The 21,841-nt window shown below is 68.3% G+C and carries 20 protein-coding genes and 1 pseudogene; 8 read left to right on the plus strand and 13 right to left on the minus strand.

Annotated elements, in window-relative coordinates:
• Positions 1–27: 27 nt before the first annotated feature.
• Complete coding sequence (locus A9W96_RS30705) at positions 28–198, plus strand: hypothetical protein (protein WP_369830860.1); 171 nt, start codon at positions 28–30, stop codon at positions 196–198.
• Here A9W96_RS30705 and A9W96_RS22080 read toward each other — a convergent pair.
• Together A9W96_RS22080 and A9W96_RS22085 are read right to left on the minus strand one after the other, a co-directional pair.
• A pseudogene (locus A9W96_RS22080) lies at positions 156–680 on the minus strand (oligopeptidase B); the annotation flags it as partial. The gene A9W96_RS30705 and the pseudogene A9W96_RS22080 overlap by 43 nt on opposite strands.
• Positions 677–1,567, minus strand: a complete 891-nt coding sequence (locus A9W96_RS22085) for a phosphoribosylaminoimidazolesuccinocarboxamide synthase (RefSeq protein ID WP_066872216.1) — start codon at positions 1,565–1,567, stop codon at positions 677–679. The pseudogene A9W96_RS22080 and the gene A9W96_RS22085, both read right to left, overlap by 4 nt.
• Positions 1,568–1,619: 52 nt before the next feature.
• Between A9W96_RS22085 and A9W96_RS22090 the strand changes: the two genes are divergently transcribed.
• Complete coding sequence (locus tag A9W96_RS22090; RefSeq protein WP_066872213.1) at positions 1,620–2,240, plus strand: hypothetical protein; 621 nt, start codon at positions 1,620–1,622, stop codon at positions 2,238–2,240.
• Here A9W96_RS22090 and A9W96_RS22095 read toward each other — a convergent pair.
• The 3 genes from A9W96_RS22095 to purB are packed head-to-tail and all read right to left on the minus strand — an operon-like array spanning position 2,205 to position 5,898.
• Entirely contained in the window at positions 2,205–3,227 is a 1,023-nt protein-coding gene (locus tag A9W96_RS22095; protein ID WP_067143064.1) for a tellurite resistance/C4-dicarboxylate transporter family protein, read from the minus strand. The genes A9W96_RS22090 and A9W96_RS22095 overlap by 36 nt on opposite strands.
• Positions 3,224–4,483 carry a cytochrome P450 gene (locus tag A9W96_RS22100; protein ID WP_067019768.1) on the minus strand — a complete coding sequence of 420 codons (1,260 nt, stop codon included), beginning with the start codon at positions 4,481–4,483 and terminating at the stop codon, positions 3,224–3,226. The genes A9W96_RS22095 and A9W96_RS22100 overlap by 4 nt, the downstream gene beginning before the upstream one ends.
• On the minus strand, positions 4,480–5,898 hold the full coding sequence (purB, locus tag A9W96_RS22105) for an adenylosuccinate lyase (protein WP_067143067.1): 1,419 nt from the start codon (positions 5,896–5,898) through the stop codon (positions 4,480–4,482). The genes A9W96_RS22100 and purB overlap by 4 nt, the downstream gene beginning before the upstream one ends.
• 49 nt (positions 5,899–5,947) lie before the next feature.
• On the opposite strand from purB, the gene A9W96_RS22110 reads away from it, so the two are divergent.
• Entirely contained in the window at positions 5,948–6,694 is a 747-nt protein-coding gene (locus A9W96_RS22110) for a DUF429 domain-containing protein (RefSeq protein WP_067143070.1), read from the plus strand.
• Between the two features lie 7 nt (positions 6,695–6,701).
• Here A9W96_RS22110 and A9W96_RS22115 read toward each other — a convergent pair whose 3' ends face one another.
• Positions 6,702–7,319: a TetR/AcrR family transcriptional regulator gene (locus A9W96_RS22115; protein ID WP_067019366.1), complete on the minus strand. Its 618-nt coding sequence runs from the start codon at positions 7,317–7,319 to the stop codon at positions 6,702–6,704.
• Between the two features lie 61 nt (positions 7,320–7,380).
• Between A9W96_RS22115 and A9W96_RS22120 the strand changes: the two genes are divergently transcribed.
• The gene (locus tag A9W96_RS22120) at positions 7,381–8,298 is read left to right on the plus strand and encodes an alpha/beta hydrolase-fold protein (RefSeq protein WP_067143081.1); all 918 of its coding nucleotides are present in this window, start codon (positions 7,381–7,383) and stop codon (positions 8,296–8,298) included.
• An 18-nt stretch (positions 8,299–8,316) separates the two neighbouring features.
• Complete coding sequence (locus A9W96_RS22125) at positions 8,317–9,900, plus strand: gamma-glutamyltransferase family protein (protein WP_067019358.1); 1,584 nt, start codon at positions 8,317–8,319, stop codon at positions 9,898–9,900.
• Here A9W96_RS22125 and purD read toward each other — a convergent pair.
• Positions 9,897–11,165 carry a phosphoribosylamine--glycine ligase gene (gene purD / locus A9W96_RS22130; protein WP_066863946.1) on the minus strand — a complete coding sequence of 423 codons (1,269 nt, stop codon included), beginning with the start codon at positions 11,163–11,165 and terminating at the stop codon, positions 9,897–9,899. The genes A9W96_RS22125 and purD overlap by 4 nt on opposite strands.
• A 43-nt stretch (positions 11,166–11,208) precedes the next feature.
• Positions 11,209–11,616, minus strand: coding sequence for a MarR family winged helix-turn-helix transcriptional regulator (locus A9W96_RS22135; RefSeq protein WP_066863949.1), 408 nt, complete (start codon positions 11,614–11,616; stop codon positions 11,209–11,211).
• Positions 11,617–11,689: 73 nt separating this feature from the next.
• On the opposite strand from A9W96_RS22135, the gene A9W96_RS22140 reads away from it, so the two are divergent.
• The gene (locus tag A9W96_RS22140; protein WP_067143073.1) at positions 11,690–12,784 is read left to right on the plus strand and encodes an aldo/keto reductase; all 1,095 of its coding nucleotides are present in this window, start codon (positions 11,690–11,692) and stop codon (positions 12,782–12,784) included.
• Here A9W96_RS22140 and A9W96_RS22145 read toward each other — a convergent pair.
• A complete protein-coding gene (locus tag A9W96_RS22145; RefSeq protein WP_082972537.1) occupies positions 12,772–14,007 on the minus strand; it encodes a serine hydrolase domain-containing protein in 1,236 nt (411 codons plus the stop codon). The two genes, A9W96_RS22140 and A9W96_RS22145, sit on opposite strands and share 13 nt — an antisense overlap.
• Before the next feature lie 152 nt (positions 14,008–14,159).
• Between A9W96_RS22145 and A9W96_RS22150 the strand changes: the two genes are divergently transcribed.
• Positions 14,160–17,471: a LuxR C-terminal-related transcriptional regulator gene (locus tag A9W96_RS22150; RefSeq protein ID WP_067143087.1), complete on the plus strand. Its 3,312-nt coding sequence runs from the start codon at positions 14,160–14,162 to the stop codon at positions 17,469–17,471.
• On the opposite strand, the gene A9W96_RS22155 is transcribed toward A9W96_RS22150, so the two are convergent.
• Genes A9W96_RS22155 through A9W96_RS22170 form a run of 4 tightly spaced genes read right to left on the minus strand, consistent with a single transcriptional unit; the run spans position 17,468 to position 21,027 of the window.
• Positions 17,468–17,905 carry a carboxymuconolactone decarboxylase family protein gene (locus tag A9W96_RS22155; RefSeq protein WP_066863955.1) on the minus strand — a complete coding sequence of 146 codons (438 nt, stop codon included), beginning with the start codon at positions 17,903–17,905 and terminating at the stop codon, positions 17,468–17,470. The two genes, A9W96_RS22150 and A9W96_RS22155, sit on opposite strands and share 4 nt — an antisense overlap.
• Positions 17,905–18,762 carry an NAD(P)-dependent oxidoreductase gene (locus A9W96_RS22160; protein ID WP_066863958.1) on the minus strand — a complete coding sequence of 286 codons (858 nt, stop codon included), beginning with the start codon at positions 18,760–18,762 and terminating at the stop codon, positions 17,905–17,907. The genes A9W96_RS22155 and A9W96_RS22160 overlap by 1 nt, the downstream gene beginning before the upstream one ends.
• A gap of 16 nt (positions 18,763–18,778) precedes the next feature.
• The gene (locus tag A9W96_RS22165; protein ID WP_067143076.1) at positions 18,779–19,528 is read right to left on the minus strand and encodes an SDR family oxidoreductase; all 750 of its coding nucleotides are present in this window, start codon (positions 19,526–19,528) and stop codon (positions 18,779–18,781) included.
• Between the two features lie 29 nt (positions 19,529–19,557).
• Positions 19,558–21,027, minus strand: coding sequence for an aldehyde dehydrogenase (locus tag A9W96_RS22170; protein ID WP_066863963.1), 1,470 nt, complete (start codon positions 21,025–21,027; stop codon positions 19,558–19,560).
• 210 nt (positions 21,028–21,237) lie between these two features.
• Between A9W96_RS22170 and A9W96_RS22175 the strand changes: the two genes are divergently transcribed.
• On the plus strand, positions 21,238–21,841 hold a 604-nt coding region (locus A9W96_RS22175), incomplete at its 3' end, for a TetR/AcrR family transcriptional regulator (RefSeq protein ID WP_067143078.1).

A 21,841-nucleotide genomic window follows, 5' to 3' on the forward strand; every position in this document is an offset into this window, starting at 1 on the left:
GCGACGGTCAGCCTGGACGGGAACCTGCTGGCCTATTCGGTCGACACCCTCGGCGATGAGCGGTACACGTTGCGGTTCAAGGACTTACGCACCGGCGAGCTGTACCCGGACGAGATCGCCGACATCGGGGCGGGCGCCACCTGGGCCGCCGACAACCGCAACGTGTACCGCTCATCGCCGAGGGTGTCGACCGAATAGGCCAGCAGGTTCCCGTCCAGGCTGACCGTCGCGGCGCCCAGGGAGAAGAATTCGTGGCCCTGCGCCTCGGCGTTGGAGTCGAGCAGGACCTGCTCGCCGGGGATCTCGGTGTCCTCGTCCAGGATCGGCGGGTCCCAGTCGTCGGGTCCGCTTATCGGACAACGGCACTGGACGCGGTACTGCTTGCCTTCGTAGGTGCGCGCGTAGTACCACCACTGGCCCTGCCGGGTGGGCACCGACAGATCCGTCTCCTTGGTGCGCGCCTTGATCTCGGCGAAGATCTGCTGCCGCAGCGGCTCGAGGTGCGCGGTCATCTGGTCGACGTAGGCGTTTTCCGCCTCGAGATGGGCGATGACTTCGGGATTGGTCTTTTCGCGCAGCCACTCATACGGGTCGATGAAGACGTCGCCGTGATGCTCGCGCCGAGTCTCCACCCGCTTGGCGACGGGGGGCACCGACCCGTTTCGTTGGGTTTCGGTCATGCGCTGGGACCGATCCAGTCGGCGAAGCTCAATCCGGAAATGCGTTCGTAGGCCTCGATATAGCGTCCGCGGGTGGCCGCGATGATGTCCTCGGGCAACGGCGGCGGGGGCTGGGAACCGTGGCGGTCCCAGCCGGACTCGGGGCCGGTCAGCCAGTTGCGGACGAACTGTTTGTCGAAGCTGTTCTGGACGACGCCGACCTGGTACTCGTCGGCCGGCCAGTACCGCGACGAATCCGGGGTGAAGATCTCGTCGGCCAGTAGCAGGTTGCCGTCGTGGTCGGTGCCGAACTCGAACTTGGTGTCCGCGATGATGATTCCCTTCCGGAGCGCGTGATCGGCGGCCTGAACGTAGATCTGTAGGGTGCGGTCGCGCAGCTGGTTGGCGGGCACGGCGCCGACAAGCTCGATCACCCGCGCGAAGGAGATGTTCTCGTCGTGGTCGCCCAGTGCGGCTTTCGTCGCCGGGGTGAACAGCGGTTCAGCGAACCTGCTGGCTTCGACCAATCCGGGCGGCAGCGGGATGCCGCAGACCTTTCCGGTCGCCTGGTAGTCCAGCAATCCCGAGCCGGTCAGGTAGCCGCGTGCCACGCATTCCACCGGAAGCATTTCGAGCTCACGCACCACCAGCGCGCGGCCCAGGACCTCGTCGGGGATGCGCGGATCGTCGGGCGGCCCGGTCAGATGGTTGGGCGCGTCCACGAGGTCGAAGAAGAAGACGCTCATCGCGGTCAGGATGCGGCCCTTGTCCGGGATGGTGCTGTCCAGGACGAAGTCGTAGGCCGAGATCCGGTCGGTGGCGACCAACAGCAGGTGCTCGTCGTCGACGCGATACAGCTCGCGGACCTTGCCGCTGGCCAGGTGCTGATAGTCGGACAGTGCGGGCATCCGGTCAGCCTATCGGGCACCTGCAAACCGGGTTTGTGCTGGGATCGGGGCTATGACACCGCGGTTTCTGCCCTACTCAACCCGACCCGGCCGGCTGGCTGTCCAGCTGTTCAGCGATCTCGCCGTCGTCGTGTGGACCCTGCTGTGGCTGCTCGTCGGGCTGGCCGTCTACGACGCCATCGCCACCATCGCCGACGCCGGGCGGCAGGTCGAGAGCGGCGCGAAGGGCATCGCCGGCAACCTCGCGTCCGCCGGACACGAGGCGCAGCACATTCCGGTGGTGGGCGACACGGTCAGCAAGCCGCTCAACTCCGCGAGCCACGCCGCGCTGGACATCGCGGGCGCGGGCCACGATCTGGACAGCGCGGCGAGCTGGCTCGCGGTGCTGCTGGCGATGGCCGTCGTCGCGGTCCCGATCCTCATCGCGGTGCTCCCGTGGTTTTTTCTGCGGCTTCGGTTCTTTCGGCGCAAGTTGACGGTGACCGCTCTGGCCGCGACGCCGGCCGGGGCGCAGTTGCTGGCGCTGCGGGCGCTGACCAACCGGCCGGCCCGGAAGTTGATCGCCGTGAGCGCGGACCCGGTCGGCGGGTGGCGCCGCGAGGATCCGGTCACCATCGGCGCGCTGGTCGCGCTCGAATTACGGTCGGCCGGCATCGCGATCCGCGGGGCGTAGCAGCATCGCCCGCGCTAACAGCAGCAGCCCGGCGACGACCACAACGATCCATGCGGCCAACGCATCCCAGAAGAACACCAGCGACACGGTGAGCAGCGACCGCTGCCCGATCTCGACCGCCATGGCGAAGCTGGCCGCGGAGTACATGCCCAACGGGAAAACGAACGCCCACCACACACCGGCGAACTGCAGCATGTTGGGGTGCCGCCTGATGCGGTGCAGCGCGAAGTAGATCAGCGGCGGTATCCACAGGGTGGCCGTCACCCACGTCACGACGGTGACCGCGCGCACCGGCCCGGCCAGCCAGCCGGGAGCGACCGCGTGGATGGTGTCGCCGGCCAACGTCGCAATCGCCATGCCGCCCATCAGAATCCACGTGTCGGGTTCGAAGCCGTCCCGGTCCTGCCGTTCGTTGACCACCCGCCACATCGTCAGCCAGGTCATCAGGCCGTAGATGCACAGCGCCGCCACCCAGCCGGCCACGGCCACCGCCAGCCACCAGTGATGGCCGGTCTGCCGGGCCGCCCGCGCGATCACGATGGCCAGACCCGAGGTGCCCACGCTGCCCAGCTGCCAGGCGCCGTGGGCGCGGTCGCGCAGCTCCGGCCACCGGTGGGCCAACATGTTTCGCGCGCTGAACAGGACCAGTATCAGCCAGGACGTCAGGCCGACCACGCCGAGCACCCGCGCGACCCACACGTTGGACGACAAGCGCGTGTCGATCACCGCGCATGCGGCCACGAAGGTGATCAGCCGCAGGGTGACGTCGGGATCGGTCAGATCCCAGCCCAGCCCCTGGCCCGGTTCGCAGGCCTTCGCCACGACCAGGGCGACCAGAAACAACAGCCCGAGGGTGGCGATGACGCCCATCGTGTCGCTGATCAACCGGTAGCCGTGATTGTGCGCGCCGATCGACAAGATTCCCGTCGCCATCACCGCCGCGAACACATCGGGTGAGGGCTCGACATCGGCGAACCGGATCGTCACGGCTCCTCGTGAAGCTCCACGACGAGGTGCCGAATGCCGGTGTGCCGGTTGCTGCGGGCCCATTCGACCGGCCGGACGACCCGCGCCCCGCCGAACCGGGAGAGCAGTTCTTCGAACAGCACCCGCAGCTCCAACCGGGCCAGGTTGGCGCCCAGGCAATAGTGCACACCCTGGCCGAAACCCAAGTGTGGATTGGGCTTTCGGGCAATATCGAATTCGTTGGCACGCTCGAACACGCCGGCGTCGCGATTCGCCGAGCCTTCCCAGATCTGTATCTTCTGCCCGGCCTCGATCGACTGACCGCCGAGGGTGACGTCGCGGGTGGCGGTGCGCCGCTTGGAGGGCGACGGCGACGTCCACCGCACCATCTCCTCGACGGCCGTGGGCAGCGCCCCGAGATCGCCGCGCAGCGACCGCATTTGGTGCGGGTGGTCGGCCAGCGCCAGTAGGCCGCCCGCGACCGCGTTGCGGGTGGTCTCCGCGCCGGCGCTGAACAGCAGACTGAAGAACAGGTACAGTTCGAGGTCGGACAGGGCCGATCCCTCAGCGTCATCGAGCATCGCGTTGGCGACCACCGACAACATGTCATCGGTCGGGTTTGCACGCTTGGACGCGATCAGCTGCTGACCGTATTCGTACATCCGCGACCCGGCCGCCGCGTCTCTTTCGGAGACCGAAAGCTGCGACAGGGAAGCCTTGCGCGAACCACCGAAATCGAACTGCGGCTCGATGGCCTCGAATAACCAATGCCGTTCGGATTCAGGGACTCCCAGCAGGATGCAGATCATCTGCATCGGCAGCTCGGCGGCGATGTCGACCAGGAAGTCGAACGGCTCACCCGGGACCACCGCGTCCAGCAGCCGGCGCGCCCTGCCCCGCAGGTCGTCCTCTATCAGGCGGATCATCCGCGGCGTCAGCCCGGAGCTGACCAGTCGCCGAATCTGCGAATGCCGCGGATCGTCCATCATGTTGAGCACCTGGCCGGCGATCGCCAGGTCCTGCAGCAGCGTCCCGCCATAGGGCCTGGCGCCACCGGTGACCGAGGAGTAGGTCACCGGATCCTTGAGCACCTCAAGCGTTTCCGCGTAGGTGGCGACGGACCAGAAGCCCTCACCGTCGGGGGTGTTATCGGTCGGTGCGTGCCAGTACACCGGCGCCTCTCGCCGATGGATGGCGAACAGCTCGTGCGGAAAACCGTTGGCGAAGTTGTCCAGATCGGTGAAGTCGATCGAAGCGAGCGCGCCGGCCAGCGTCACAGGATCGCACCCGGGGCGTACTTGGCCGCGTCCGGGTAGCGGCTCACCAGCGCGTCCACCTGCGCCGCTACCTCGTCCACCTGGTCGCCGGCGGCACCGGTGAACGCCTTCTTGTCGGCCAGCGCCGCGTCCAGCGCCGCCCGGTCCAGCGGCAGCCGCTCGTCGGCGGCCAGCCGGTCCAGCAGGTCGGGCTCGGCGCCGTGCTCGCGCATGGCCAACGCGGTGGCCACGGCGTGTTCGCGGATCACGTGGTGGGCGGCCTCGCGGCCCACGCCGGCGCGCACCGCGGCGATCAACACCTTGGTGGTGGCCAGGAACGGCAGATAGCGGTCCAGCTCGCGGTCGATCACCGCCGGATAGGCGCCGAACTCGTCGAGCACCGTAAGGAAGGTCTCGATCTGGCCGTCGATGGCAAAGAAGCTGTCCGGCAACGCGACTCGGCGCACCACCGAGCAGAACACGTCACCCTCGTTCCACTGCGCACCCGCCAGTTCGGCGGTCATCGACGCGTAACCGCGCAGCACCACCTGCAGACCGTTGACCCGTTCGCAGCTGCGTGTGTTCATCTTGTGCGGCATCGCCGACGAACCGACCTGCCCCGGCGCGAATCCCTCGGTGACCAGTTCATGGCCGGCCATCAGCCGGATGGTGTGCGCCAGCGAGGACGGTCCGGCGCCCAGCTGCACCAGCGCGGAGAGCACGTCGTGGTCCAGCGAACGCGGATACACCTGCCCGACGCTGGTCAATACCGTTGCGAAGCCCAGGAATTCGGCGACGCGCCGCTCGAGCTCGGCGAGCTTGGCCGCGTCGCCGTCCAGCAGGTCGAGCATGTCCTGCGAGGTGCCCATCGGGCCCTTGATGCCACGCAGCGGGTAACGGTCGATCAGCTCGCGCAGCCTGGTCAACGCGATCAAGGTCTCCTGGGCCGCCGAGGCGAACCTCTTGCCCAGCGTGGTGGCCTGCGCGGCGACGTTGTGGCTGCGCCCGGCCATCACCAGGTCGCGATACGCCACCGCCCGCTCGGCCAGCCGCGCCGCGACCGCCACGCCGTGCGCGAAGACCAGTTCCAGCGAGCGCCGGATCTGCAGTTGCTCCACGTTCTCGGTCAGATCACGACTGGTCATGCCCTTGTGCACGTGCTCGTGACCGGCCAGCGCGTTGAACTCCTCGATGCGCGCCTTGACGTCGTGGCGCAGCACCCGTTCGCGGTCCGCGATCGAGGCCAGGTCGACGTCCTCGATCACCCGCTCGTAGTCGGCGATCGCCTCGGGAGGCACCGCGACGCCCAGTTCGGCCTGCGCGCGCAGCACGGCCAGCCATAGCCGGCGCTCGCCGATGACCTTGGCCTCCGGCGACCAGATCGCGACCATCTCGGCACTGGCGTACCGGGTGGCCAGCACATTCGGAATGCTCACTTGGTCCTCACGAACACACAGCTTACGGTCGCGGCCATAGCCTATGCGGATGTACTTCGCCGGCGTCGACCTCGCCTGGGCGGGTCGCAACCCGACCGGCGTCGCCGTCGTCGACTCCGGTGGCGCCCTGGTGAGGGTGTGCGCGGTCCGCGACGACGACGAGATCCTGGCCGCCCTGCTTCCCTACGTCCGCGGCGATTGCGTGGTCGCCTTCGATGCGCCGCTGGTGGTGAACAATCCGACCGGGCAGCGTCCCGCCGAGGCGGCGCTCAACCGCGATTTCCGCAGGTACGAGGCCGGCGCGCACCCCTGCAATACCGGCAAACCCGAGTTTGTCGACGGCCCCCGCGCGGGCCGGCTGGCCGTGGCGCTCGGCCTGGACGCGGACCCGCGATCACCGGCCGCGCGCCGGGCCATCGAGGTCTACCCCCACGCGGCCACCGTCGCGTTGTTTCGCCTCGAGCGCACCCTGAAATACAAGGCGAAGCCCGGCCGCAGCGTCGAGCGGCTCAGGTCCGAGCTGTTGTTGCTCATGGACGGCGTCGAGCGGCTGGCGCGGGCCCCGGTGCCGCTGCGCGTGGCCGGGCACGACGGCTGGGTCGCGCTGCGCCGGGCCGTCACGGCCGCGCAGCGCAAGAGCGAACTGCGCCGCGCCGAAGACCCGGTCGATGCCGTGGTTTGTGCCTACGTGGCGTTGTACGCGCAGCGCCGCCCGCTGGACGTGACCATTTACGGCGACCTCGACACCGGCTACATCGTGACGCCGTCGCTGCCGGTGGACCCGATCCGCGCGTAACGGGCGCTCAGATCTGCACGGGCCGCTGATCGATCGGCGCGAGCACCTCGATGAGGTCGACCACCGCGCCCTGCGCCGCCGCGCGCGGGTCGCGCCCCTCCACCAGGGCCGACACCACCGAGCCATCGACCGCGCAGATCAACGTGCACACCAGTTCGATGTGCACCGATCGGCCCGAGCGCTCGATCGCCTCGGCCACCGCTTCGGCGCGCTGGCGCAGGCTGCGACGCATGGTCTCGCGCAGCGCGGGCAGCCGGGTGCACGCGATGTGCCGCTCGTAGCGCGAGATCAGCTGATCGGTCAGGCCCGGTCCGGACACGTCGCCGACGAGCAGGTCCGCCAACACCTCGGCGATGGTCTCCGGTCCGCGGCGCCGGCGCGACATGGCGCTGACCCGCGACCGCAACTGCGCCACCTCGATCATCGCGATGTGTTCGACGGCGCGTGCGATCAGATCGTCGAGCGACGAGAAGTAGTAAGTGGTGGAAGCCAACGGCAATCCGGCCCGCCGCGCCACCGCCCGGTGCCGCACCGCTTCGAACCCGCCCTCGGCCAGCAGCTCGGCGGCGGCGCTGACGAGCGCATACCGTCGACGTTCTCCTTTTGGAGTAACCGCTGCTGTCACGAGTAGCCATCGTGCCAGCCAAAGTGGTACTGCATTGCCATTTCGGCCAAACGGCCGGGGCATAATGGCCCGCATGCCCGACTTGAGCCGACGCGCCCTGCTCGGCCTCGGCGCCGGCGCGGCCCTCGGCGCGGTTGGCGCCTACGGGTTCGACATCTTGTTAGAACCGCGGACATCTCGCGCCGTGCCGGTATCGACGGCCGGCACCGGGATGCCGTTGGCCCCGTCGCCCGGCCCGCCCCGCGATCCGGCTCCGCCGGCGGCGCCCGCCCCCACCATGGTGACCGGTTCCTTCGCCTCCGCCGCCCGCGGCGGGGCCACCACCAACTGGGCCATCGCCCGCCCGCCGGGCCAGACCAAGCCGCTGCGGCCGGTGATCGCGCTGCACGGCAAGGGCAGTGACGCGTCCACGGTGATGGCCGGTGGCGTCGAACACGGTTTGGCGCAGGCCGTCGACGCCGGACTGCCGCCGTTCGCGGTGGTCGCCGTCGACGGTGGCGGCGGCTACTGGCACAAGCGGTCGTCCGGCGAGGACAGCGGCGCCATGGTGCTCGACGAGCTCATCCCGATGCTGGGAAACCAGAATCTGGACACCTCGCGGGTGGCGTTCCTGGGCTGGTCGATGGGCGGCTATGGCGCGCTGCTGCTGGGCGGCCGGCTGGGGCCAGCCCGTACCGCGGCGATCTGTGCGGTGAGCCCGGCCCTGTGGATGTCCTCGGGTGCCGCGGCGCCGGGGGCGTTCGACGGGCCCGATGATTTCGCCGCGAATTCGGTGTTCGGCATGCCCGCGCTGGCCTCGATCCCGATCCGAATCGATTGCGGCGACAGCGATCCGTTCTACTCGGCGACGAAGCAGTTCATCGCGCAGCTGCCCAACCCGCCGGCCGGCGGCTTCTCGCCCGGCGGGCACGACGGCGCGTTCTGGAGCTCGCAGTTGCCCGCCGAGCTGACCTGGATGGCACCGCTGCTGACGGCGTAAGGAGATACGCTCGCGGAGGTGACCGCACCTTTCGACTGGACCCTGCCGTACGCCTGGCCACGCAAGCCCATCCTGGCGGAAAACGTTGTGTGCACGTCGCAACCGCTCGCCGCCCAGGCGGGCCTGCGGATGCTCGCCCAGGGCGGCAGCGCGGTCGACGCGGCCATCGCCACAGCCATCACCCTGACGATTGTGGAGCCGGTGTCCAACGGCATTGGTTCGGACGCCTTCGCCATCGTGTGGGACGGCGCGCGATTGCACGGGTTGAACGCCTCGGGTCGCTCACCGGCCGCCTGGACACCGGAATACTTTGGCGGGCAGGACGTTCCGATCCTCGGCTGGAATTCGGTGACCGTGCCCGGCGCGGTGTCGGCCTGGACCGAACTGCACGCGAAGTTCGGCAAGCTCCCGTTCGAGCGGCTGTTCGAACCAGCAATAGCTTACGGCCGCAACGGCTTTCTGGTTTCACCGACGGTCGCGCAGCAGTGGGCCGCCCAGGTGCCGCTGTTCGAAGACCAGCCGGGGTTCGCCCAGGCGTTTCTGCCCGGCGGGCGGGCGCCCAGGCCCGGCGAGCGATTCAGCCTGCCCGACCATGCGGCCACGCTGGAAACGATCGCCGCGACCAACGGAGAGGCGTTCTACCGTGGCGAACTGGCCGCCAGGCTCGAGGCGCACGCACTGGCGCACGGCGGGGCCATGCGGGCCGACGATCTGGCGGCCCATCGCGCCGACTGGGTGGGCACGGTCGACGGCGGCTACCGCGGATACACGGTGCACGAGATACCACCCAACGGCCAGGGAATCGTCGCGCTGATCGCCCTGGGCATCCTGGAACACTTCGACTTGGCCTCGCTGCCGGTCGATTCCGCGGACAGCGTGCACCTGCAGATCGAGGCGGTGAAGCTGGCGTTCGCCGACGCCCAGGCGTATGTCGCCGACATCGAGCACATGCCGCTGTCGCCCGAGCGCCTGTTGGACCAGGAGTACCTGAAGCAGCGCGCGGCACTGATCGACCGCCGACGGGCCAGGCCGGCATCCGCCGGCGCCCCGGCGGGTGGAACCGTCTACCTGACCGCCGCCGACGCCGCGGGGATGATGGTGTCGATGATCCAGTCGAACTACATGGGGTTCGGCTCGGGCGTGGTGGTGCCGGGCACCGGGATCTCGCTGCAAAATCGGGGCGCGAATTTCACTGCCGCCCAAGGGCATCCGAACGCAGTGGCCCCGAACAAGCGCCCCTACCACACCATCATCCCGGGGTTTGTGACCAAAGACGGCGAACCGGTGCTGAGCTTCGGGGTGATGGGCGGAATGATGCAGCCCCAGGGGCACGTGCAGGTGATGGTGCGCATCGCCGACCACGGGCAGAACCCCCAGGCGGCGTGCGACGGCCCGCGGTTCCGGTGGGTGGAGGGCATGCAGGTCAGCTGCGAAACGGGGTTCCCGGTCGCAACGCTCGACGAGTTGCGCCGCCGCGGGCACGACCTGGTCGCCGTCGACGACTACAACCAATTCGGCAGCTGCCAGGCGATCTGGCGCCTCGACGGCGGCTATGTCGCGGCCAGCGATCCGCGTCGGGACGGTCAGGCCGCCGCCTTCTAGACGCGGATCTTGCCCTCGGCGGCCAGCTGGGCGATGTCGCTGCGGAAATGACTGCCCGGCAACCGGATCGAACGAACGACTTCGTAGGCCATGGATCGCGCGGCGGCCAGGTCCGCGCCGGTGCCCACCACCGACAGCACCCGGCCACCCGAGGAGACGATTTCCCCGTCGTCGCGCCGGGCCGTCCCGGCGTGCAGCACCCCGTCGGCTTCCGAGCCGACGATCACGTCACCCACCCGCGGACGGCCGGGGTAGCTCTCCGCCGCCACCACCACCGTCACGGCGGCGCCGTCGTGCCAGCGCAGCTCGCCGAAGTCCGCCAAGTTGCCGCTGCCGGCCGCGTACAACAACTGGCCGAGCGGTGATTCGAGCAGGGCTAGCACCGCCTGCGTCTCGGGATCGCCGAAGCGGCAGTTGAATTCGACCACCGCGGGGCCGTTGGAGGTGATCGCGAGCCCGGCATACAGCAATCCGCTGAACGCGCTGCCGCGCGCAACCATCTCCGCCGCAACGGGTTCGACGATGTTGCTGACGACGTCGCGGTACACCTCGTCGGGCAGCCACGGCACCGGGGCGTAGGCGCCCATCCCGCCGGTGTTGGGCCCGGTGTCGCCATCGCCGACGCGCTTGAAATCCTGCGCCGGCAGCAGCGGCACCACGGTTTCGCCGTCGACCACGCAGAACAGCGACACCTCCGGGCCGTCCAGATAGGACTCCAGCAGCACCGGGTGTCCCGCCTCGAGGAGCCCGGCGGCGTGCGCGCGGGCGACGGCGCGATCCGCGGTCACCACCACGCCCTTGCCCGCCGCCAGGCGGTCGTCCTTGACCACCCAGGCCGCATCCCCCGCCGGCGGGCCGAACCGCTGCAGGGCAGCGTCTAAATGCGCCGGGTTATCGACGATTTCGCTGGTTGCGGTGCGCACCCCAGCCGCGGCCATGACCTCCTTGGCGAAGGCCTTGGAGCCTTCGATGCGGGCGGCGTCCTTGCTGGGGCCGAAGCAGACGATGCCGGCGGCTCGCACCGCGTCGGCCACCCCGAGCACCAGCGGCACCTCGGGACCGATGACCACCAGGTCGGCGCGGACCTCGCGCGCCAGGGCGACGACGTCGTCCGCCGAGGTGATATCGACCTCGTGCTGGTCGGCCAGCCGCGCGGTGCCGGCGTTGCCGGGAGCGACCGCCAGCCCCGTGACCTGGGGATCTTTGCGAAGCGCCAGCAGCAACGCATGCTCACGGGCACCGGAACCAATCACCAGGACACGCACGACACGTCAGACTAGCTGGTGCTGCGGCGCGCACCCACAGTCTCTAAAGGATTTTCTCGAGCAGCGCCTTGAGGTCGTTGCGCTGTGCGGCGGTGAGGCGCCCGAGGCGCTTGTCGAACTCGTCGGAGAGCAATCTCAGGCCGTTTTTGGCCGCCTGACGCCCGGCCGGGGTGAGCAGCAGCCGGTGCCGGCGCAGATCGGACGGGTCGATCTCGCGACGCACGAAGCCCGCCGCCTCGAGCCGCTTCAGGTACAGCGTCACCGTCGCCTTGGGCATGCTCAACGCCGCCGCCAGCGCGGCCGGGTAGGGGTGCTCGTCGATCTCGGCGAGCAGGAAGAGTTCCTTGGACTCGAGGCCCAGCGCGCAGATGTCGGCCTCGGCGCACGAGATGACCGAGAGCAGCACCCGGTAGTTCAGTGACCAGATCTTGGCCGCATCGACCGCAGACATCGACTTGCCAGATCGTTCAGGTATGAACTAGTTTTGTTTTGAACAACCGCATGGTCGAACAACTTACCAGGAAGTGGGCAGCATGCCGCTGGATGAATATGTGACACTCGGGCGATCCGGTCTGCGCCTCAGCCCCTTGTGCCTGGGCGCGATGACATTCGGCGAAGACCTCGGCTGGGGCACCAGTGTGGAAGAGTCCCAACAGATCATCGACCGCTACCTCGAACTCGGCGGCAACTTCATCGACACCGCCAACTTCTACACCCGGAGCCACTCCGAGAAGATCATCGGCGACCACGTCGGGCGCCACCCCGCCCGTCGCGATCGGCTGGTGATCGCGACCAAGTTCAGCGGCAACCTGTATCCGGGTGATCCCAACGGCGGCGGCTCGGGCCGCAAGTCGCTGATCAACGCCTGCGATAACTCGTTGCGGCGCTTGCAAACCGACTACATCGACCTGTACTGGCTGCACATCTGGGACGCCAACACGCCCATCGAGGAGACGATGGCGGCACTCGAGGACCTCGTCCGGGCCGGCAAGGTGCGCTACATCGGCGTCTCGGACACCCCGGCGTGGAAGATCGCCCAGGCCAACCTGATCGCCGGTTTCCGCGGCTGGTCTGCGTTCGTTGGGCTGCAGGTCGAGTACTCGCTGCTGGAGCGCGCCATCGAACAGGACCTGGTGCCGATGGCGGCCGAATTCGGGCTCGGCATCACCCCGTGGTCGCCGCTGAAGAGCGGCGTGCTGAGCGGTAAGTACACCCGAGCCAACAGCGGCCGGCACAACGCCGACCGCGGCGCCCTGGTCGACGCCTTCCTCAACGAGAAGACCTACGCCGTCATCGACGAACTCGAGGCCATCGCGAAGGCACACGAGACCAACGTCGCCAGCGTCGCGCTGGCCTGGGTGCGCGCACAGCGTGCCGTCTCGTCCGTCATCATCGGCGCGCGCCGGCTCTCCCAGCTCGAGGACAACGTCCGCGCCGTCGACGTGACCCTCGGCGCCGACGAGCTGGCCCGGCTCGACGCCCTGACCAAGCCGAGCTTCGGCTTCCCGCACAACATGCTGGAGATGGCGCCGGGCATCATCAACGGCGGAACGACCGTCAACGGGGTCACCGCGCCGATCTCGGAATACGTGATGCCCGAAGGCGTTCAGCCGTACTGAATCGGCGACGAGGTCATCGAAAGTGCCTGATAGATCAGGCGGGTGTACATCCTGGTCCGCTCCGTTCCGGCTGGAGTGACTTGCCCCATCTTGTTCATGACGTAGGCGAATGTGGTGCGGCAGTACGGATTCATGACCGCCATTGAGCCGCCCCAGCCGCCCCAGTAGCAGACTCGTTCATCGGGCATGTCCGGCACCGCCTCCCGATGCGGTAGCGCGAAGCCGATGCCCCATCGTGCGGGCATGGCCAGCACCAGGTCGGTGCAGTTGGCCTGCTCCTCGAAGATCAGGTCGATCGTCTCGGGCCTAAGCAGCCGCACGCCGTTTACGCTGCCGCCCAACGAGATCGGCGACAATGAGCGCACCAACGAGCGGGCGTTGCCATGCCCGTTGGCCGAGCCGATCTCCGCGCGGCGCCATGCGGTGGTCTCCGCGGCCAGCGCGGCCGCTGAGGTGGGTGGCACGGCGGCGAACGTCTTGCGCATCGGATGGTCGTCGGGCACCGCGTCGAGGGGCACGTCCAGCGGCGGTGGCGGAACGAGCTCGGCGATGCGCTCGTCATCCTCGGGCCGAGCACCGATCTGAAAATCGGCGCCGAGCGGTCCGCTGATCTGCTCGCGCACAAAGTCTTTCAGCGTCGAACCGGTGACGCGGCGGACGAGTTCACCGACGAGGTGACCGATGGTGATCGCGTGGTAGCCCGAGGCGGTCCCCGGCGGCCACCACGGCGCCTGGGCGGCGAGTTGCGACGTGGACTTGTCCCAGTCGTAAATGTCCTCGAGGCTGAAAGGCATCTCCCACCCGGACACCCCCGAGGTGTGACTGAGGACGTGGCGCACCTCGATGCGCTCCTTGCCGTTGGCGGCGAACTCGGGCCAGTACTTGGCGACGGGGGCGAACGGGTCGAGCAGGCCGCGGTCGATCAGCATCAGCGCCGCCAGCGCGGTCACATTCTTGGTGCTGGAGAAGACGTTGACGATTGTGTCGTGAGACCATTCCCGGGTTTTCGCTCGATCGGCATACCCGCCCCAGATGTCGACCACGAGCTCGCCGCCGATATCGACAGCGATGGCGGCGCCCAACTCGCCACCTGTGGTGACCTCGTCAGCCAGCGCGGCGACGAGATCCTCGAAGCGGCTGTCGTAGTGGCCATGTAATACGCCCGTGGTGAAGTGGGCATCGATTCCGGCATGGTTTGCGGCAAGACTTGCCTGGCTGTTCATGTGTCGCCTCCATTCGTTGGTGACCTCACTATGGATCGCGGCGAGTGAAGGAACATCCGCCAAAGGGCCTAGGCGCGCGGGCGGACGACCGAGTGGCTTTCTACGTCTTTGTGCCGATGTTTGCCGCCTCCAACCAGCTCAAGCTGGCTAACATGGCTGAGACGGACCAACGCGTGGACACGCCACCATTGAACTGGAGCGACTTGGGCGTAACCGAGCTCCCGACCGGAACGGTGACGTTGCTGCTCGCAGACGTCGAGGGCTCGACGCGGCTCTGGCAGACCCAGCCCGAGCAGATGAGCGCCGCGATCGCACGGTTGGATCGGGCGGTATCGGACCTGGTTGCCCGGCACAGCGGGGTGCGCCCGGTGGAGCAGGGCGAGGGCGACAGCTTCGTGGTCGCCTTCGCCCGTGCCAGCGACGCCGCCGCCTTTGCTCTGCAGTTGCAGCGCACACCGCTGACGCCGATCCGTCTGCGGATCGGACTGCACACCGGCGAAGTGCAACTGCGCGACGAAGCAAACTACATCGGGCCGACCATCAACCGCGCGGCACGGCTGCGCGATCTCGCCCATGGGGGCCAGACGGTGCTGTCGGCGACCACAGCCGACCTGCTCGCCGACGCGGTTGGCACCGAAGCGTGGCTGCTCGACCTCGGCACGCACCCATTGCGGGATCTGCCCCGGCCCGAACGCGTAACGCAGCTCTGCCACGCCGACCTGCACAACGACTTCCCACCGCTTCGCGCATCGAAAAGCGCTGGGAAACAACACCTTCCGGCGCAGTTCACGAGTTTCGTCGGACGCGGCGCGGAAATCGAGGCCGTGCGGGAAATCGTCGTGGGCAACCGGTTGGTGACGCTGACCGGCGCGGGCGGTGTGGGCAAGACGCGTCTAGCAGTGCAGATCGCGGACCGGATGGACACCGAGTTCACCGACGGCGTGTGGTACGTCGATCTGGCGCCGATCACCGATCCCGCCGTCGTACCGGTCGCCGTGACGCGGGCGTTGGGGCTGCCAGACCAAGCAGGGCTTTCGACGATGAACACGGTTACCCGGGCCATCGGCGGGCGGCGCATCCTCGTCGTCTTGGACAACTGCGAGCACCTGATCGACGCGTGCGCCACGCTGACCGAGGCGCTGCTGGGGGCGTGCCCCCAAGTGACTGTTCTCGCCACGAGCCGCGAGCCGATCCGGGTGGTCGGCGAAGTCGCTTGGGGGGTGCCCTCCCTGTCGCTGACTGACGAGGCGATCACGTTGTTTACCGACCGCGCGCACCAAGTGCGGCCTGATTTCGTTGTGACCGAACAGAACTCTGCCACCGTAGCGGAGATCTGCGAGCGCCTCGACGGCATACCCTTGGCGATCGAGTTGGCGGCCGCGCGGGTCCGCGCGCTGTCATTGGCGCAGATCCTCGACAGCCTGCACGACCGTTTCCGCCTGCTGACCGGCGGCGCGCGCACCGCCGTGCGCCGCCAGCAGACGTTGCGGGCGTCCGTCGACTGGTCGCACGCTCTGTTGACCGAGCCGGAACGCGTCCTGTTCCGCCGGGCAGCCGTATTCCACGGCGGTTTCGAACTCGATGCAGCACAACAGGTTTGCGGTGACAGCGACGTCGAGAGCTACCAAATTCTCGACCAGCTCACGCTGCTCATCGACAAATCGCTCATTGCGGCAGAAGACGGCGGCTTCGGAACCCGATACCGGATGCTGGAGACGGTTCGTCAGTACGCGCTGGAAAAGCTCGGCGAGTCCGGCGAAGCCGACGCCGTGCGCGCGCGCCACCGCGACCACTACACCTCAATGGCCGCCCTGCTCGACGAGCCCGGCCGCACCGGCTATCAGAGCAGGGTCGAGCGCGCGGCAACAGAGATGGACAATCTGCGCGCAGCGTTCGCGTGGTGCCGCGAGAGTGGCGAGATCTCCGAGGCGCTGCGCCTCGCATCGGCGTTGCAACCGCTTTGGACCACTCGCGGCCGTGTTCGGGAGGGGACGGCCTGGTTCGAAGCGGCGCTCGCCGACGCGGCGGCGCGCAACGCGGAGGTGCCGCCTGCCGTCCGCGCCCGCGCGCTTGCAGATAACGCCACTCTCGAGGGCGCGCAGACCATTCACGACAACATGGACAAGGCATTGGAGGCCCTGGCACTCGCCCGCGAGATCGACGATCCGGCGCTGCTGGTTCGCGCGCTCGCCGGTTGCGGCATCATCGCCGCCTTTGACGCGGCTGCTGCCAGTTCGTACTTTGACGAAGCGCTCGGACTGGCCCGCGCCGTGGGCGATGACAGGAGCCTGAGCCAAATCCTGGCGTTCCAAGCGTTCGCCGCGGTTACCGGCAAGGGTGACGCGATCGCGGCGCGTGCGGCCGGCGAAGAAGGGCGTGACATCGCCGACGCGATCGGTGATGGCTACACCTCCCGCGCGTGCCGGTGGTGTATTGGCTTGGCGCAGCAGTGGGAAGCCGATCTCACCGGAGCCGTAGCGCAATTCCGGGCCCTGGTCGCGGAGGCCGAGGCGGCGCACGACGAAACATGGCGGATGTCAAGCCTCGTCAGCCTGGGCCACTATCTCGCCTTCGCGGGCGACCCGGACGAGGCCAGGGCCGCGGCCACCGCGGCGGTCGAAGCCGCCGCGGATTTCAGCGCGTTCAATCAGGGCTTCGCCTATGCCGCGCTGGCGGTGGCAAACCTGGCCGCGGGCGACGTGGAAGCAGCGGCCGCCGCCGGCGAGGCGGCGTGGGAGCGCATGAAGGCCCAACCCGAACTGGCCGCGGTCAACGTCATCCCACTCGCGGACGTTGCCCTCGCGCGGGGTGACCTGACGGTGGCCCGCCGCTTGGCCGACGATGCCGTCACCATCGCCCCCGGCATGCACCTGCTGCTCGCGCTGGCAAAGCGGGCGCGAATCGCGATCGCGCAAAACGATGTTGAGCAGGCGGCGCGTGATGCGCGTGATGCGCTCACCGGCGCCGGGGACCTGAAGGGGTATTACGTGGTCCCCGACGTCCTCGAATGCCTGGCCATCCTTGCGGCGAGCGCCGGGGCGAACCGAGAAGCCGGTCGCCTCTTCGGCGCCGCAGATGCGGTTCGCGGCCGCACCGGGTATGTGCGCTTCAAGATCTACAACGCCGCCTATGACGCGTCGGTGGCAGCGCTGCGCAAGGTCATGGGCGAGAACGACTTCCGCGCGGCATGGGCCGAGGGCGCGGCGCTGTCGATCGAGGAGGCGATCGCTTACGCGCAACGCGGGCGCGGCGAGCGCAAGCGACCGGCAACGGGATGGGATTCGCTGACCCCCGCCGAAATCAACGTGGTGAGGCTGGTCAGCGAGGGGCTGCCGAACAAAGCCATCGCCGGCCGGCTGTTCGTGTCCGCGCGAACGGTGCAGACGCATCTGAGCCACGTCTACTCCAAGCTGGGTATCAGCTCGAGAGTGCAACTTGCACAAGAGGCTTCACGCCACGCTTAGTCGTCCTTGTTGCCCGAGTGCATCTTGAGCGCGGCGTCGACGTTGCCCTTCTTGTCCTCCCCGGCGCCCTTCGCCGCGGCCTTCTTGCGTTTGGCCACCACGGCGTCGACGGCGCCGTTGAGCGCCGAACCCAGCGGGAAGCCGAGGTAGTGGGTGAGGAAGACCGCCATCTCCTTGAGCTCGTTCTCGGTGAGCTCGCCGTTGAGAAGCGCGGCGTTGATCTGGATCTCGGCCAGGTCGCGGTTCCCGATCGCGGTCACCGCGGTCAGCGTCATGATGCGCTTGTCGCGCATCGACAATCCCGGTCGCGTCCAGATGTTGCCGAACAGGTGGTCGACGGTCAGGTCGAAGTACGCGTCGCCCTCGATGTTCGGCATCTCCCAGCCGTAGACCTCGTTCATCTTCGCGAGGCCCTTGCTGCGCAGCTCGTCCATTACGCCTCTTTCTCCGTGTGTGGCACCCCGAGGCCCGCGGCCAACCGCTGGTAGGCCAGCTGGGCGAGCGGCAGATCGACCGACACCGATTCGCCGAGAGCCAACGCCAGGCTCAGGTCCTTCTCCCCCAGCTCGCGGGCGTGCAGGAAGGACTGGTACAAGAAGTTGTCCGGTTCAAGGTCTTTCATGTTGTCGCGGACGATGATCGCACCCGGGCCGCTGGTCAGCGCGTCGGTGTGGCGCACCACCCGGCCCAGCGCCTGCAGGTCCAGGCCGGCGGCCTCGGCGAGTTTCATGGCCTCGCAGGCCGCGGCGTACGAGGTGAACGTCAACATGTTGCGGGCCAGCTTCATTCGGGTGCCCGCCCCGGGCTCACCGGCGTGGATGACCACCGATGCCCAATGTTTGAAGGCCGGCTTGATCCGCTCGTACACCTCCCGCTCGGCGCCCACCATGGTGGCGAGTTCCCCCTTCGCCGCGGCGGCCGCGCCACCGCTGACCGGCGCGTCGACGATATGGATGCCGTGCGGCTTGTGCTCGGCGGCGAGCTCGACGGCCGTGGTGTCGCTGATGGTCGAGTGGATCGCGATGACGGTGCCGGGCTTGGCGTGCGCGGCCAGCTCGCCGACCACCTCGCGCACCTGGGCGTCGTTGAGCACGGTGATGTGGATGAGGTCGGCGCCCGCGACGTCGGCGACGCTGTCGGCCAGGCCGGCGCCCTTTTCCACCAGCGGGGTCATCGCCTCGGTCCGGATGTCGTAAACCGTTATTCCGCCGGGCCATTCGGTCATCTTGGTGGCCATCGGCGCGCCCATGTTGCCCAGGCCGATGTAGCCGAGCTTCAGCTGATCAGTCATCTGGCATCGCCTCCCGTCACGACCGGATTATCTGTCCGCCGTCGACATTGAAGATCTGTCCGGTGATCCACGAGGCCTCGTCGGAGAGCAGGAACAGGCACATGCCGACCAGGTCCTCGGGCGTGCCCATCCGCGACAGCGGCAGGCCCTTGACGATGTCGTCGACCATCTCCTTCGGGGTGGTGGTCCGATTGGCCTGGGTGTCGATGGGGCCGGGGGCGATCGCGTTGATCCGGATCTTCTGGCCACCCAGTTCGCGGGACAGCTGCTGGGTCAGGCCGTTGATTCCGACCTTGGCCAGGCCGTAGTAGTTCGCGTAAAGCCATGCGGCGGTGGATGATTGGTTGACGATCGCGCCGCCGCCACGCTTGGCCATCTTCTTGTACACCGCGCGCGTGCACCACAGCGCGCCGTCCAGGTTCACGCTCATGAACTTGCGGTAGTACTCAGGATCGATGGTGAGCAGGAAGTCCAGCTTCATGCCACCGAAGATCGCGGCGTTGTTGACCAGGTAGTCGATGCCGCCGAATTCCGCGACCGTGCGGTCGGCCATCTCCTTGGCCGACGCCGGGTCGGACACGTCGACCGGAATGCTGATGGCCGTTCCACCGTCGGCGACGATCTGTTTGGCGACCGCGTCGGCGGCCTCGGCGTTGATGTCGGCGACCACCACCGCCGCGCCCTCGCGGGCCAGCGCCTCGGCGTACGCCTGCCCGATGCCGCCACCGGACCCGGTGACGATGCCGACTTTGTTCTCGAATCGCATGTTTTCCTCTCGGTCGCCTAATGGCGCGGTCACTGCACAGCGGTGGCGATGGTTTTGACTTCCAGGTATTCCTCGAAGCCGGCCACGCCCATTTCACGGCCGTTACCGGATTGCTTGTATCCGCCGAACGGCGCGTCGGCGGAGTACCAGACACCGCCGTTGACATTGACGGTGCCTACCCGCATCCGCGACGCGAAGTTGGCCGCGCGTTCCGGGTCGGCGCTGAACACGGTGCCGGACAGGCCGTATGGCGAGTCGTTCGCGATGCGCAGCGCATCGTCTTCGCCGTCGTAGGCGATCACGGTGAGCACCGGTCCGAAAATCTCCTCACGGGCAGGCCGGGCGTCGTTGGTCAGGCCGGCGATCACGGTCGGTTCGATGAAGAAGCCGCGGTCCTTGTCCGCCGGGCGGCCGCCGCCGCAGGCGAACGTCCCGCCCTCGGCGATCGCCAGGTCGAGGTAGCTTTGCACCCGCTCCCGCTGCCGCGCCGAAATCACCGGCCCGCAAACGGTTCCGGAGTCGTTGGGGTCGCCGGGCTTGATCGAGCCCATGGTGCCCGCCGCGATCGCGACGGCCTCGTCGTAGCGGGCTCGCGGCACCACCAGCCGCGTCGTGATGGCGCACCCCTGCCCGGCGTGCATGGCCGCGGTGAACGCCGACATCGAGCACGCCCCGCCCAGGTCGGCATCCTCGAGAACGACGAACGCCGACTTGCCGCCGAGCTCCAGGAAAACCCGCTTGATGGTGGCGGCGGCGTCGCTCATGACGCTGCGGCCCGTCGCGGTCGACCCGGTAAATGAAACCATATCCACCCGAGGGTCTTTCGAGAGCAGTGCGCCGACCCGGTGGTCGTCGGACGTGATGATGTTGACGACGCCGGGCGGGAAGTCGGTGTGTTCGGCGATGATCTCACCGAGCACCGCGGCACACCAGGGCGTGTCCGGTGCGGGCTTGAGCACCACGGTGTTGCCGGCGGCCAGCGCGGGCCCCAGTTTGGCGAGGTTGATCTGGTGCGGGAAGTTCCACGGCGTGATGGCGCCGACGACGCCGACGGCTTCGCGCGCGATCGTGCGCCGGGTCGGGATGCCCATCGGCGACGCCTGGCCGAGGTCTTGGTTCCACTCGTAGGACTCGGCGGTGTCGGCGGCGAAGCTCAGGTCACCGACCGGTCCCTCCAGTTGCGCGGCCGAGGTGAGCATCCGCGGGGCGCCGACCTCGGCGATGGTGATGTCGCGCAACTCTTCGATGTGGTCGCGCATCGCGTCGCGCAGCTGCCGGATGCAGCGCACCCGCAATTCGGTGTTGCGGGACCAGTCGGTCTCGTCGAAGGCGCGCCGCGCGGCGTCGATCGCGCGGTCCAGGTCGCCGGCGTCCGCGTTTGCGGCGACGCCCAGCACTTCCTCGGTCGCCGGGTTCACCGTGGGGAAGTTGCCGGCGCTGCCGGCCGACAGCTTGCCGTCGATGAACAGTTCACTCACGCCGTCGGCCAATAAGGCCATGTCCCGCTCCCGTCTGTGTGCGGCCAACCCGGCACGCCAATCTAGTGGACAGCTGTCCGATATTGTCCGATCGAACCATAGCCGCCAGGCCGTCGGCGGTGCAAGAGCCGATCTCGGGCATCCCTCGCCGAGAGGGTTGAAATGGGTATTACGCTGCGTATTTCGGCTGCGGGGTTGCCTCGCGCCGATCCGATCCTCTAGCTTGGACATGTGTCCAGCGATGCACTGGTGACGATCACCTCCGGCGGCGACCGCCAGGCCGGTCAGCCGGCGCGCAACCCTCGCCAGGAGGAGACGTTCCGCAAGGTGCTCGCGGCGGGCATCGAAACCCTGCGGGAGAAGTCCTACGCCGACCTGACGGTGCGGGCGGTCGCGGCGCGGGCCAAGGTCGCACCGGCGACCGCGTACACCTACTTCTCGTCGAAGAACCACCTGATCGCCGAGGTCTATCTGGACCTGGTGCGCCAGGTTCCGTTCTTCACCGACGTCAACGACCCGATGCCGGTCCGGGTGGACAAGGTGTTGCGGCACCTGGCGCTGGTGGTCGCCGACGAGCCGGAGGTCGGCGCCGCATGCACGACGGCCTTGCTCGGCGGCGGGACCGATCCCGCGGTGGGTGCGGTGCGCGACCGCATCGGCGCCGAGATCCACCGCCGCATCGCGACCGCCATCGGCCCCGGGGCCGACCCTAACACCGTGACCGCGCTCGAAATGATGTTCTTCGGCGCACTGGTCCAGGCGGCCAGTGGCCAGTTCACCTATCACCAGATCGCCGACCAATTGGCCTATGTGGTGAATCTGATCTTGCCCGGCC

It is taken from the genome of Mycobacterium sp. 1245852.3 (assembly GCF_001669335.1).
GTDB classification, from domain to species: domain Bacteria; phylum Actinomycetota; class Actinomycetes; order Mycobacteriales; family Mycobacteriaceae; genus Mycobacterium; species Mycobacterium europaeum_A.